Origin of the sequence: Rathayibacter sp. PhB151, assembly GCF_004366415.1 — a bacterium.
GTDB lineage: Bacteria > Actinomycetota > Actinomycetes > Actinomycetales > Microbacteriaceae > Rathayibacter > Rathayibacter festucae.
In genome coordinates, this window is sequence record NZ_SOEN01000006.1 from 765,606 (window position 1) to 778,932 (window position 13,327).

Here is a 13,327-nt window from a genome sequence, read left to right on the forward strand (position 1 = left end):
GTGCGGGAGGATGGGCGTCATGCCTTCGTCCACGTCGTCCACGAGGAGTCGAGCGACCCCGGAGGAGGCCGACCTGGCCGTCCGGGTGGTCGGCAGCGAGATCAACCGGGGGATCCTGCGGTCGCTCTCCCGCGCGGCGCGTCCCGAGCAGGGCCTGCTCTTCGGCGAGCTGGTGGAGGCGATCGGCCCGGAGCTGCCGACCGGCCGCGCCACGACGACGAGCCTCTACCGGCACCTCATCGAGCTGGAGGACGCCGGAGTGGTCCTCGGCAACCTCCCGCGCGAGCAGCGCCGCGGACGCTCGGTCCAGTACCGCATCGTCGCGTCCCGCCTCGAGGAGATCTACGCGCGCAGCCTGGCGTACGCGCTCGGGGAGACCGCCCGCGACGACGTCGCGCCGTAGAACGGCCGGCTCACCGCTGCAGAACGAACGCGTCGATGCGCACCGCCGATCCCGTCCGTAGGATTGGATGGAAGGCTCGCGGAGAGGGGATACGGATGAGTGCACCTCTCGCGTCCATCACGGTGGCCGGATTCCGCTCGATCGAATCGATCACCTTGGACCTGTCATCGTCCGTCACCCTTCTGATCGGGGCGAATGGTGCGGGCAAGAGCAACATCGTCGACGCCTTCGAGTTGCTCGGCTACACGGTGGACGGAAAACTCGGCGACCATGTGCTGCGCAGCGGCGGCTTCGCGCAGATGCTGCACCGATCCACCGGGCCGGCATCGGCCGACGCAATCGTCATCGACGCATGGGGCAGCTGGAACGGGCCGTACCGGAACGGCTACCGGATGCGACTCACGTCCGGGCCCGACGACTCGGCTCTGCTCGAGGAGACGACTTTCACCCATCGCCACGACTACGAGCAGCCGTACGACAATCGGCTCGGTCTCAGTCGCGAAAGCCGACTGACTGCTCGCGCTCATGACCACTCCGCCAACCAGTACCTTCTCGACATCCTGTCCGGCTGCCGCGTCTTCCACTTCGATGACACGAGCCCCTCCGCGGCGCCTCTTCGCTTCGTGGACGTGGCTGATTCCGAATCGCTGCACAGCGATGCCAGGAATCTCGCGGCAGTACTCCTCGACATGAAGCTCAACCATCTCGCGAGGTACGAGCAAGTCCGCCGATCAGTGCGCAATGTCGCACCTTTCTTCGACGACTTCGTACTGAAGCCCGAAGGAGGACGAGTCCTCCTTCGATGGAGCGAACGGGGCCTGGACGGCGTCTTCTCGGGGGCCGCTCTCAGTTCGGGCACACTGCGCTTCGCTTGTCTCGCCGCACTGCTTCAGCAGCCGAGACCTCCGGCGACGATCGTGCTTGACGAGCCGGAACTCGGACTTCATCCCGCTGCGATCCATCAGCTTGCAGATCTGATGCGGCGAACCGAAACCGGCCGGAGGATCGTCGCCGCCACGCAGTCCGTCACCTTGCTCGGCCAATTCACCTTGGCTGACATCGCCGTCGTCGAGCGGGACAACGGTTCAACGGTCGTCCACCGGCCCGATCGGGAGATTCTGGAGGTCTGGCTCGCCGACTACTCCGTCGGCGAGCTGTGGGAGATGAATCTGCTCGGCGGGCGGCCGGGCTCCAAGGTGACGGTGGCAAGGACTTCCGCGGCGTGACCGCTCTCATCGTCATCCTCGTCGAGGGCCAGACGGAGGAGGCTTTCGTCAACCAGGTCCTTCAGCCGTTCATCGGCACGTCGGTCGCCTACCTTCAGCCGATCGTCGTGCACACCTCGCGGACCGCGGACGGCACGACGTTCCGTGGTGGTGGGAAGTGGGCCCATTACGAGGCTCAGCTCCGTCGTCTGCTGCATCAGCCGCACTGGTCACTGATCACGACGATGATCGACTTCTACGGCTACCCCTCCGACGCGCCTCAGTGTGACTGCACGAGCGTCCATGCTCAGCCGGGTTGCGCCACCTCCCGCGAGCGAGCCATCGCGCGCACATTCGCCTACGATTCTCGATTTGAGCCTTTCCTCGCGCTGCACGAGTTCAAAACCCTGGTGATCGCGGCCGGAGCGGCGTCAGGCGACGTGCTAGGTCGCTCCGATGTGGCTGACACTTTCCGCAGCCTCGTCGCTGAAGTGTCCGACAACGCCGAACTGATCAATGACGGACCGGCTACGGCGCCGTCGAAACGAGTTCTGCTCGCGCTTCCCGACTACAGCAAGGTCCGAGACGGCGTCGCGGTACTGGAGGACGATCTCGGCCCAGCACTCGCATTCACGCCCCGCTTCCGCGAGTGGGTCGAGCGTCTCCGCCGGGTCGGCATGGACTCGGACTGACAGCGCAGCGTTCGCCATAAAAGTAACCAGCCCCGCGCGGTCTCCGTTCGCTATCCCGAGGCAGGCAACGCGCTCCTCACCCAGAACGTGGCGGATGACGCCCTCAGCCGACGATCCATGCCCCCTGAGCGCACGAAGGGGCCGACCACGCGGATGCCAGCAGGGCTCCACCGCAGGCGCGAGCGAACCGCAGAATCGCGTGCCAAGCGATTACGCGCAGCGGACGCGACCCGCTCTGCGGAACCCGGCCACTTCGCTGAGCCGACCGCGGGGAGGGGCGACGCAGTCGCACCGACCCCAGAAGCACAGCCCAGGCGAATCGGCGCAGCGAACACAGGACGCCCTGCGGAACCCGGCCCCCTCAGGAAGCCGACCGCGGGGAGGAGTGACGCGCGCGTCGGTGCGGGCGACTCCGTCGCCCACGCACCGGCGCGCGCGTCACTCCGACCTAGTGAGCACCGTCCTGCTCGTCGAGGTCGGCGATCTCGGCCTCGTCGGGCTTGAAGGTCAGCGAGAACATGGCGATGGCGACGAGGACGACGATGAAGGCGACGCCGAAGCCGATCAGGGCGACGACGAACTCGCGGGTCGACATCAGCACGACGAGGCCGACGAAGGCCGCCATCACGGCGGAGAGGCCGACGAGCTCGAGCGGACGCAGGCGGTCCTTGCGGGTGGGTCGGAAGGTGCGCGGCGCGAAGTCGTCGTCGGAGGGCGACGGCTCGGAGGCGGGGTCGGGGGCGGTCATCGGTCTCCTCCGGTGGTGGGGGTGGAGGGTGCGGCGGCATCGGCGCCGGCGGCCCACTTGAGCGAGAACGCGGCGATCGCGAGGAACACGGCGAGCATCACGGCGTACGCGCCGAGGAGTCCGACCGAGACGACGGGGTGCGGCGGGAGGAGGGCGAAGACCGCTCCGAGCAGGGCCGTGCCGAGGCCGACGATCACCGCGTCGCGGGCGGCGAGGCCGGTGCCGCGGCGGCCGCTGGAGAACTCGAGGGAGCCGGAGACGAGCGCCCAGCCGGCGATCAGCGCGATGAAGGGCAGCAGCGCGGCGACCGGCAGCGCGACGAGCGCGAGCACGCCGGCGGCGAGGGTGACCCCGGCGGAGGCGAGGGCGAGCGTGCGGCCGCGCCCGGCGAGGGTGCGCAGGCCGATCACGAGGGCGACGGCGCCGCTGAGGATCGCGAAACCGGCGAAGACGGCGAGGCCGAAGGCGGGGCCGTGGTCGGGCGAGAAGGTGATCACCACACCGGCGACGGCCGCGACGGCGGCTCGCGCGAGGTGGAGGGTCCACAGTCGGCTGGCGGTGTCGGCTTCGGCCACGGTCAAGCCTCTCTGGTGGTGCGGGCGGGTCGGGGTCGCGCGAGGGCGGGGACCGAGCGGCGTCGCCGGGTCCGTCGGTGCGGTGTCCCGCACGATCCGGAGGACGCGCCGGCCCGGAGCGGGCGGCCGCCTCCGCGGACCCTGCGATTTTACGCTCCCCGGGGCGCTCCCGGCGCCGGGAGCCTCCCGAGCGCCGGGATGCTCGGCCACCGTGCAGGTGAGCACCCCCGTTCTGAGCACGCACCGAGCCCGCCGCGGAGAGCACAGCGTGTTTCCGCGGCGTAAACACCGCGGTGCCGATCCGCACGGACTCGTGGCGCACAGGAGGCGCTCGCTATCGTGGGTCCCACCCGCGCGCCTCACCCCCGGGCGCGATCACCACCCCCACCAGGCCCAGGACGTCCACCCCCGCCGTCCGGCCCGCCGCTATTCCCTGGAGTTGATGCCTTGAACGGACTGGATCTCGCGATCCTCGCGCAGCGAGCACGCGATCTGGCCTTCAGCAAGCTGGTCGCCGGCGGTTTCCACCGCTTCGGCAAGGGTTCCCGCATCTGCCTGCCCTTCCGGATCGGACCCGGGCAGGGCAAGCGGATCTCCATCGGCGAGAACGTGCTGATCAGCGCGAACTGCATGCTGATGGTCCCGACCGACGACGCGCCCACGCCCGCCCTGATCATCGGCGACCGCGTGCGGATGAACATGACCGCGATCAGCGCCGTGCAGAGCGTGATCATCGAGGAGGGCGTCGGCATCGCCCGCGGCGTCTACATCTCGGACCACTCGCACGGCTTCAAGGACCCGACGCGCTTCATCCGCGACCAGGGCGTCGACCGGATCGCCCCGGTCCGCATCGGCCGCGGAGCGTGGCTCGGCGAGAACGCCGTCATCATGCCCGGCGTGACGGTCGGCCGCGGCGCCGTGATCGGCGCGAACGCCGTCGTCCGCGAGGACGTTCCCGACTACTCCGTCGCCGTCGGCGTGCCCGCGCGCGTCATCCGGACCTTCGCGTGAGGAACGCCGTGCCCCAGCAGCCAGCGCCCGACCGGACGGCGCCCGAGCCGACCGCGGACGGCATCGTCCGCGACGTCGTCTTCACCTTCTCCTACGAGACCTACACGGATGCGGCCCGCCGCGGGATGATGCGCCCGCCGGACCGGATCCTGCACTCGCTGATGGAGAGCCCGCAGGTCGGTCGCCTGATCGTGGCGAACCCCTTCCGCTTCCTGCCGACGACGCTCGTGCGCGGGGCTCTGGGCCGCGAGGTCGAGTTCCCGTCGACGCCGCAGCGGATCCTGCACACCCCGCTGCGCCTGCGCCGCTCCGACCCGACCGACATCGCCGGCCTGGAGAAGGAGTACCGCGCCTACGACCAGGGGATCGCGAAGCTCGCCGACGAGATGGAGCTCGTGCGCCCCGTCGTCGTCACGACCAGCCCCGTCGTGGCCGGCTTCTCGCCGTTCGAGTGGGCCGAGCACGTGATGTTCTTCGCCCGCGACGACTGGACGACCTCGACCCGCTGGAAGGGCCACTGGCCCGCCTTCCAGGAGGCCTACCGCCGCGTAGCGACCAGCGGCCGCTCCGTCACCGCCGTCTCGCAGGAGATCATCGACCGCATCGCGCCGACCGGCCCGCACGCCGTCGTCCCCAATGGCGTCAGCCCGGAGGAGTGGACCGGCCCCGTGCCCGACGCCCCCGAGTGGCTCAGCCGCATCCCCGGCCCGCGCGCCCTGCACGTCGGCACGCTCGACGACCGGCTCGACGTCGAGGGGATCGTCGCGGTCGCGACGGCGCACCCCGAGCTGCAGATCGTGCTGATGGGCCCGCAGCCCGACCCCGGCTACCTCGCCCCGCTCGCCCCGTTCGCGAACGTGCACCTGCACCACTCGGTCGGCCGCCGCGAGCTGGTGGCGACGATGCGCAACGTCGAGCTCTGCCTCCTCGCGCACCGCCGCACCCCGCTGACCGAGGCGATGAGCCCGCTCAAGCTCTACGAGTACGTGGCGAGCGGCTGCCCGGTGATCTCCGTCGATCTGCCGCCGATCCACGGCATCAGCGACCGGATCCGCATCGTCCCGACAATGGCGGAGTTCGCCGCGGTCGTCGACGACGCGCTCGCCGACGGCCCGGCCACCGAGGACGAGCGCCTCGGCTGGATCCACGCGAACTCCTGGGCCGCCCGGCACGAGACGGTGCTCGACATCCTGCTCGACCGCAACGACGGCCGCGCCCGCGCGGGCGGAGCCACCCGGTCGGCACTGCAGGCGGGCTAGGTCAATCCACCCAGGGGTCCGACTCCGAAGTAGCCAGGGAACGGGCGCCTCACTATCGTGGGGGTGGCACCGCGGCCCGTTCCGCTGTGCCCTCGTCCTCGGACGGCGAGCACTCGCCCAGGCGCAGGAGCGGATCCCGCCGTGCCGGCACCGCGTCGCACCCGACGTCACGATCCTCACCCGCCCGAGAACCACCCGACCGACCAGGACCACGATGCAGCGCAGGCTCCCCGCCCCACCCCGCGCGCATCCCCCTGGACGTCGACCCGCCGATGCCCGGGACGCCCCCACGTCCTGACGCACTCCGGGGAGAGCGCGGTCACGACACCGCCGGATCTCCCTCCCACCGGGCCGCTCCCGTGCAGAGCGGGGCTCCCGCCCGGCTCCGCGCCGCCCCAGCACCACCAGCACCACCCACCCCCACAACACCCAGCCCTGCACTACCGCCTCAGTCAGCTTCCGCCGGAGGAGAGCCCGAGAGCTCCCCCGGACGCAAGAAGGGTCGCCATGTCACAGTTCCTGTTCGTCTGCTCCGGTGGAGGGCATCTCAAACAGCTCTTCACCCTGTCCTCCCGCTTCGGGATCGACCCCGCCGACCAGCACTGGGTGACCTTCGACAACGGCCTCAGCCGCTCCCTCCTCGAGGGCCGCCGCGTGACCTACAGCCGCTTCGCCGCTCCGCGCGACGCCCGCCCGATCGCCGAGAACGCGCTGATCGCGCACCGGATCCTGGCCAAGGGCGACTACTCCGCCGTCTTCAGCACCGGCTCGAGCCCCGCCGTGTCGTTCATGCCCGAGGCCTCGCTGCGCGGCATCGAGTGCCACTACATCGAGAGCGCCGCGCGCGCCGACGGCCCCTCGATCACCGGCAAGATCATGGCCCGTCTGCCGGGCGTGAACACTTACACGCAGTACCCGGTGTGGGCGGACGAGCGCTGGCTCTTCGGCGGCTCGATCTTCGACGCGTACACGACCGGTCCCGACGAGCCGGTCTCCGCGATCCGCCGCGCGGTGATCTCCGTGGGCACCCAGGACCTCTACCCCTTCGACCGGCTGATCGCCGCGTCGGTGCCGCTGCTGAAGGACGCCGAGGTGCTCTGGCAGACCGGCCTCGCCGACGTCTCCCCCTACGGCATCGAGGGCCGCGCGAGCGTCCCGCACCACGAGCTGCAGGAGGCCGTGAAGGAGGCGGACGTCGTCATCGCCCACGCGGGCACCGGCGCCGCCATCACGGCCATCGAGAACGGCAAGGTCCCGATCCTCGTCCCCCGCCTCGTCGCGCGCGGCGAGCACATCGACGACCACCAGATCCAGATCGCCCGCGAGCTCGACCAGCGCGGCCTGGCCATCGCCGCCGCGCCGGAGGAGCTGACCGAGGAGCTGCTGCTGCGCGCCGCGAGCCGCACCGCCGCGCTGGCCCCGACCGTGCCGCCGTTCCGCTTCAGCCCGTCCCGCGCGCGCTCGCGGCGCCGCGCCTCCGCGAGCGTCCCCTCCTGGCGCCCCGAGCGCGGCGACACCCGCTTCGAGACCGCCTGACACGGGGGCCCTGCGCCCACCTCGCGCCGGATCACCTCCGGCACGCCGCACCACCTCCGGCTCGCCGAATCCCCACGATTCCGCGAGCCGGAGTCGTCTCCACGAGCCGAACGCCGCCGCAGAGACCTCCGGCACGCGGAACGACCACCGGCACGCCGGATCCCCGGGATTCCGCGAGTCGGAGCCGTCTCCACGAGCCGAACGCCGCCGCAGAGACCTCCGGCACGCGGAACGACCACCGGCACGTCAGAAGCACCGGCTCGCGCGAGCCGGACGCGAGATCGCGAGCCGAACCGGGGCCGCCGGGACCTCCGGCACGCGGAAGCCGGTCCGGCACGCCGGAACCGCAGGACCCCGCGAGCCCGAGCCGGAATCACGTGCCGGACCTCACCCCCGGCACCTCCGGCACGCGGAAAGACCTCCGGCACGCCGGAAGCACCGGATCCAGCGAGCCGGGCACCGGATCGCGAACCGAACCGGCTCCGTCGAGATCTCCGGCAGGCGGGAAGCGGCCCGGCACGCCGGATCCACGGGTTCCAGCGAGCCGGAGGACGGATCGCGAGCCGAACCGGCTCCGTCGAGATCTCCGGCACGCGGGAACCGGCCCGGCACGCCCGATCCAGGGGTTCCAGCGAGCCGGAGGACGAATCGCGAGCCGGACGAGCGCGCCGTCACCACCACCACTATCACCACCGGCGCACGCGAGAAGCCGCCCGCTCACGCAGAAGGGCGGAGGAGCCGCAGCTCCCCCGCCCTCGTCCTGCCCCCTCAGCGGGCGCAGGCGGCGCTCTCAGCGCCTCAGGAGGCGTTCGCGAGCAGCGCCGTCCAGGCGATGTCCGCGAGCTTCGCCTGGCCCGCCAGCGACGGGTGGAAGTGGTCGACGTCGGAGATGTCGTCGGAGGTGACGTCGAAGTCGTGCAGGGCGCCCTGGTCGTAGACGCAGTTCGCGGTGGCGCCGCAGACGTCGGCGAGGACGTCGTTGTAGGCGTCGATCGTCGTCGAGACGTTGTCGCGACGGGCCTGCGCGTCCGCGTCGTCCGACGTGGGCTGGTAGAGCAGCGAGTTGCAGTTGGAGCTGCCGGCCCAGCGCGAGACGGCCTCGGCGTCGGTCCGCTCGGTCTCGAAGAAGTCGAGCAGGTTCGGCACCGAGGAGACGAAGATCGTCGCCTCGGGAGCGCCGGTGGAGAGCGTCGTCAGCGCGGACGTCACGTTGGCGCGGAAGGCGTCCGGCGTGGTGATGTCGGCGCTGTTCTTGCGGCAGACGTCGTTCGCGCCGATCAGGACGGTGACCAGGTCGGGACTGGCGGCGACCGCCTTCTCGGCCTGGCCGGGCAGCTCGGCCGAGGTCGCGCCCTTGGAGGCGACGTTCTCGATCTCCGGCACGGCGCCGACCGACTCGCCGGCGCGGCGGGCGACCGAGTCGACCGTCTCGTCCTCGCCGGTGGTCCAGGACGCGCTGGGGCAGGGCTTGTTCTGCCCGCAGGCGGCCACGCCGACCGAGATCGAGTCGCCCAGCGCGGCGATCGAGCCGGCCGCGAAGGGCAGCTCGCCCGAGGCGGCGGGCTCGGTCGTCTCGGCGGGAGCCGGGGCGGAGGTGCAGCCGGCCAGCAGCGCGGCGGCGACGGCCACGACGGCGAGGACACCGGCGCGACGGGAGCGGGTGGAGCGGGTCATGCAGTGCCTCCATCGGCCGGGGTGGTCTGCGCGGCAGGCGCGGCAGGAGTCGCCGGGCCCTTGGGCTTGGGCTTCCGGACCTGCTTCACGAACGCGAGGATCTGGTTCATGTCGCGGCGGTAGGCCGGGATCGCCATCGCGAGCGCCAGCGGCACCAGCGAGGCGAGTCCGCCGACGAGCAGGTGGACGATCGCGGGCAGATCGGTGTACGCGCCGACGGCCCAGGCCGCGCCGAACATGAACGGCACGACGAGCGCCGGGCGCAGGACGGGCACGATCACGTCGGAGCCGCGCACGAAGGTGCCGCGGATCGCCAGCCAGAAGCCGGGCACCAGCAGCGCCAGGGTGGTGAGGCCGTAGAGCAGCGCGAGGCCCTCGACGCCGTTCCACCACAGGCCCACGAAGAACGAGCCGATGACGAGCGGGCGGGTGACCACGTAGTAGACCAGCTGGCGGTGCACGCGGCCGAGCGAGATGTAGATCCAGCCCTGCACGTTGCCGATGCCCTGGGCGATGCCCGCGATGGACAGCAGCGACAGGATCGTCGCGGAGGACGACCACTGCGGGCCGAGCAGCAGCTCGACGAGCGGCCCGGCCAGCGCCGCGAGGACGCCGAACGTCGGCAGCGTGAGGTAGCCGATGACGAGCAGCGCGCCGCGGACGTAGCGGCGGTAGCGCTCGCCGTCGTCCTGCAGCGAGGAGAGCACCGGCAGGGCGACGCGGCCGAGCGGTCCGTTCAGCTGCTGCAGCGGCAGCAGGAAGAGCGAGTAGGCGCGGGTGTACTGGCCGAGCACTCCGGTGCCGAGCTGCGCGCCGATCAGCACGTTGTCGACGTTGCGGGCGAAGTAGTTGAGCAGCTGGACGCCGAAGATGCTGCCGCCGGTGGTGACCAGCGGGATGACCTCGCGCGAGATCTGCGGGCGGCCGAAGGTGGGCCGGGCCGCGACCCAGAGCGCGATGAACCGGTAGATCAGCGCGCCGCCCTGCAGCACGACGAGCGACCAGACGCCCCAGCCGAGGAACGCGGCGATGATCGAGCCGATCACGCCGACGAGCATCGAGACCACGTCGATCTGCGCCATCAGGCCGAACTTCATCTCCTTCTGCACGCGCGCCTGGAGCGGCATGCAGAGGCTGTTGATGAAGAGCGTCGGCGCGACGGCGAGCGTCAGGACGACCAGCGCCTGCTCGTTGTAGATGCCGGCGATGAGCCAGGCGGAGGCGCCGATCACGATCGTGCCGACCACGCCGAGCGCGACCGACAGCCAGAGCACCGACCGCCAGACGGTCTCGCTCATCTTCTTGGCCTGGATGATCGCGCCGGTCAGGCCGAAGTCGCGGACCAGGTCGGCGACACCGACGATGGCCGTGACGGCGGCGAGCAGACCGAAGTCGCTCGGCGAGAGCAGGCGCGCCAGCACGATCGTGGAGATCAGCTGGATCGCGGTCTTGCCCCACAGGCCGCCGAGGGTCTGGATGACTCCGCGGCTCGCCTTGTGCCCGAGGTCGGACTTGGGCGAGGCGGGCGGCAGGTTCGGCCCGTCCCCCACGGTCGGCGACTGCGCGATCGCGTCGGTCGCCAGCGTCTCGGTGGTGTGCGCGGTGTCGTCGATCGCCGCCTCGATCTGGGCGTCGCTCGCCGTGGTGCCGTGGCGGGCGGAGGAGCCGCCCGCGGGGGTCGACCCCGTCACGCGCGCGTCGTCTCGTCGCGGTTCCATTCGGGTACGCCTCCTCGAGCGATGATCGACCGCGCCTCGAGGCGGGGTCGCAGATAGCCGTAGCAGTAGATCGGGAAGGCCGGCCACAGGGCGGGCCGGCGCAGGACGCGCTTCAGCAGCGCGACCGGGCCGCCGCCGCCGGCGCCGGTCTGCTCGGGCACGAGCCCGGAGGCCGCCAGCTGGGCGTTGCCGATCGCGATGCGGACGGTGCGCTTGATCTGGTTGCGCATCCGGCGCGGCGCCTTCACGGTGAAGGACCGGCCGGGGAGCGTCAGCCGCTCCTCGGGGGTGAAGAGCTGCTGGACGAAGCGGTCGTCCGCGATGATCTCGGGGAACGCGCCGAAGCGGCTGCGTCCCTCGGCCGAGAGGCCGTAGATCCCGGAGCCGACCAGGCCGGGGGCCCGGTAGTCGGAGAGCTCCCAGATCGAGTAGTGCGCCCGCACCGGCCAGGAGGCCCCGCGGGTGTCGACGCGGAACTCCGGCGCCGCGGCGAGCGGTCCGCCGGGGCGGGCCAGCTCGTCGCCGAGCGCCAGGAGCGTCTCGGCCGAGACCGAGACGTCCGCGTCCACGTAGATCCTCGGAAGGACCGTGGCGAGCTCGTCGGCCGCGTTGAGGCCGGCGATCTTCGAGGCCCGGGGCGTCTCCGCCACCAGGATCCGCGGATCGACGGCCCGCGCCACCGCGGCGGTGTCGTCGGTGCAGCCGTTCGCGCCGACGACGATCTCGAGCCGGCCCTCCGGGTCCCCGGCCACCAGGGCGCCGAGGAGCCGGGCGATCACCGCCCCCTCGTCGTGCGCGGGGATGACGACGCTGACGCGTGCGCTCACGACTCGATCTGCGTCGGCTTGCGCACGACGTGAGCGCCGACGTGCGAGCCGAGGGCGGGCTGCCCGACCGGGATGTGGGGGCCCCCGCGGGTGAAGGCGGAGACGTGCCCCGCCTCCTCCGGCGACAGGCGCCGGCGGGTCGACTTCCGTGGTGCCTCCGTGAGCACCCAGGCCCCGACGGCCAGCAGGATCCAGAACAGCATGAAGGACTGGAAGAAACCGAAGGCGTCGTAGAAGTACGCGGCGATCGTGTAGCCGAGCAGCAGGACCGCGATCGCGAACGCGAGGCTCGCGTACTGCGGCGTGGTGGTGCTCTTGAACGAGTAGCGCAGCAGCATCACGATCGGGACGAGGAACAGCACGGCCAGGCCGATGACGCCCACGGCGCCGCCGTCGAGCAGCGTGCCCAGCCACTGGTTGTCGAGGATGAACGCGTTCTTGTCCTCGCCCACCACGATGCGGCTGCCGACTCCCGTTCCGAAGAAGGGGTGCTCGCGCACGATCGCCATGGCCGGCTCGAGGTCGGCCAGGCGGCCCGCGCCCGCCATGCCCGCGGAGGTGTACTGCGAGGCGATGAGCGCGTCCGGGTCGAGGAAGGAGCCGATCATGTCCGTGAGGATCTTCGGGATCAGCACGAAGCCGAGGCCGAGCACCGGCACCATGCCCAGGAGCAGGTAGCCGCCGACCTTCGGCCGCAGGATGACCGTGAGCAGGAACATCACGCCGAGCGTGACGATCGCCGTGCGCGAGACCGCGGTGACGACGCCGAGCAGCAGGGCGAGGATCGTGCCGTAGTAGATGATCCGGCGGTTGATCTCGTTGAAGGGCCAGCGGGCGTACTTCGAGAGGTAGATCGCGATCGGGATCATCATGGTGAACATGACGGCCAGCGCGATCGGGTGCTGCGACGAGCCGAACGAGCGGTAGCCGCCGGCCCGGTAGGCCTCCTGCTCGGCGCCGAGGCGCTCGAGCGGCAGGAACTTGTCGAGCATGGTGAAGACGTTCTGCTGCGTCGCGCGCTCGATGACCGCGAAGAAGGCGACGACGACGGCCGACCAGACCAGGAAGGTCAGGAAGGCCTCGACGAGCTTCTCGTTGCGCATCACGAGCCGCGCGACGAAGTAGACCGAGAGCATCAGCAGGTCGTTGACGATCGCGCCGGCGACACCGCTGCCGAGGGCGCCCTCGGAGATGAACTGCACGTTCGCGGCGATCGAGAGCAGGCTCGAGGCCACCCAGATGCCCAGCGGCCAGCCGAACGCGGCCGGGCGCCAGACGAAGGTCGGGTCGATCATCAGCGCGACGATCGCCGCGACGACCATCAGCACGATGACCAGCCGGTACGGCTCCAGAGCGAAGCCGAGCGGGATCGGCAGCGCGTAGTAGCGCACCGGGATGAACATGATCACGCCGAGCAGGACGATGAACGCGCCGGTCCAGTTGAAGACCAGCTTGCGCGTCAGGTACAGGAACGAGATCCCGAAGAGGATCGCCCCCGCGTACAGCGGATTGAGGTAGTAGACCGCTGCGACGGCCACGGCCGCCAGCAGGACGGTCGACAGGACGGCGCGGACCGTGAAGGTCCGGCGGACGAGGATCTCACCCGCGTAGGGGTCGTCGTTCCCGGGGACCCCGAGCGGGGTCCCCTTCAGCGTCGGCGTGCTCATCTGCTGCGACCG

General features: G+C 71.1%; 12 protein-coding genes. 6 read left to right on the forward strand and 6 right to left on the reverse strand.

Translation table 11 applies throughout. The features are described from left to right. Window positions 1-19 precede the first annotated feature (19 nt). The 3 genes from EDF35_RS04315 (at window position 20) to EDF35_RS04325 (ending at window position 2,300) form a co-directional block, all read left to right on the forward strand. Window positions 20-403, forward strand: a complete 384-nt coding sequence (locus tag EDF35_RS04315; protein ID WP_133960843.1) for a hypothetical protein — start codon at window positions 20-22, stop codon at window positions 401-403. Window positions 404-498: 95 nt separating this feature from the next. Further along, window positions 499-1,629 (forward strand): AAA family ATPase, encoded by a 1,131-nt coding sequence (locus EDF35_RS04320; protein ID WP_133960844.1) that lies wholly within the window; start codon window positions 499-501, stop codon window positions 1,627-1,629. Then, window positions 1,626-2,300, forward strand: a complete 675-nt coding sequence (locus tag EDF35_RS04325) for a DUF4276 family protein (RefSeq protein WP_166674000.1) — start codon at window positions 1,626-1,628, stop codon at window positions 2,298-2,300. Before EDF35_RS04320 ends, EDF35_RS04325 begins: the two co-directional genes overlap by 4 nt. 448 nt (window positions 2,301-2,748) lie before the next feature. Here the strand turns inward: EDF35_RS04325 and EDF35_RS04330 are convergent, their stop codons facing one another. Further along, entirely contained in the window at window positions 2,749-3,048 is a 300-nt protein-coding gene (locus EDF35_RS04330; protein ID WP_243586020.1) for a hypothetical protein, read from the reverse strand. Beyond that, a complete protein-coding gene (locus EDF35_RS04335; protein WP_133960846.1) occupies window positions 3,045-3,623 on the reverse strand; it encodes a hypothetical protein in 579 nt (192 codons plus the stop codon). Before EDF35_RS04335 ends, EDF35_RS04330 begins: the two co-directional genes overlap by 4 nt. A gap of 447 nt (window positions 3,624-4,070) precedes the next feature. Here EDF35_RS04335 and EDF35_RS21365 point away from each other — a divergent pair, with 447 nt between their 5' ends. The 3 genes from EDF35_RS21365 (at window position 4,071) to EDF35_RS04350 (ending at window position 7,429) form a co-directional block, all read left to right on the forward strand. Further along, the gene (locus tag EDF35_RS21365; RefSeq protein ID WP_123444661.1) at window positions 4,071-4,634 is read left to right on the forward strand and encodes an acyltransferase; all 564 of its coding nucleotides are present in this window, start codon (window positions 4,071-4,073) and stop codon (window positions 4,632-4,634) included. An 8-nt stretch (window positions 4,635-4,642) separates the two neighbouring features. Further along, a complete protein-coding gene (locus EDF35_RS04345; protein ID WP_123731825.1) occupies window positions 4,643-5,893 on the forward strand; it encodes a hypothetical protein in 1,251 nt (416 codons plus the stop codon). A gap of 507 nt (window positions 5,894-6,400) precedes the next feature. After that, window positions 6,401-7,429 carry a glycosyltransferase gene (locus EDF35_RS04350; protein WP_123731824.1) on the forward strand — a complete coding sequence of 343 codons (1,029 nt, stop codon included), beginning with the start codon at window positions 6,401-6,403 and terminating at the stop codon, window positions 7,427-7,429. Window positions 7,430-8,227: 798 nt separating this feature from the next. Here the strand turns inward: EDF35_RS04350 and EDF35_RS04355 are convergent. From EDF35_RS04355 to EDF35_RS04370, 4 genes are read right to left on the reverse strand one after another with little or no spacing between them, the layout of a single operon-like run. Further along, window positions 8,228-9,103, reverse strand: coding sequence for a GDSL-type esterase/lipase family protein (locus tag EDF35_RS04355; RefSeq protein ID WP_123731823.1), 876 nt, complete (start codon window positions 9,101-9,103; stop codon window positions 8,228-8,230). Next, window positions 9,100-10,794 carry a lipopolysaccharide biosynthesis protein gene (locus tag EDF35_RS04360; protein WP_166674001.1) on the reverse strand — a complete coding sequence of 565 codons (1,695 nt, stop codon included), beginning with the start codon at window positions 10,792-10,794 and terminating at the stop codon, window positions 9,100-9,102. Before EDF35_RS04360 ends, EDF35_RS04355 begins: the two co-directional genes overlap by 4 nt. Then, on the reverse strand, window positions 10,791-11,648 hold the full coding sequence (locus tag EDF35_RS04365) for a glycosyltransferase (protein WP_148059205.1): 858 nt from the start codon (window positions 11,646-11,648) through the stop codon (window positions 10,791-10,793). The genes EDF35_RS04360 and EDF35_RS04365 overlap by 4 nt, the downstream gene beginning before the upstream one ends. After that, entirely contained in the window at window positions 11,645-13,315 is a 1,671-nt protein-coding gene (locus tag EDF35_RS04370) for an O-antigen ligase family protein (RefSeq protein WP_123444655.1), read from the reverse strand. The genes EDF35_RS04365 and EDF35_RS04370 overlap by 4 nt, the downstream gene beginning before the upstream one ends. Window positions 13,316-13,327: the final 12 nt, after the last annotated feature.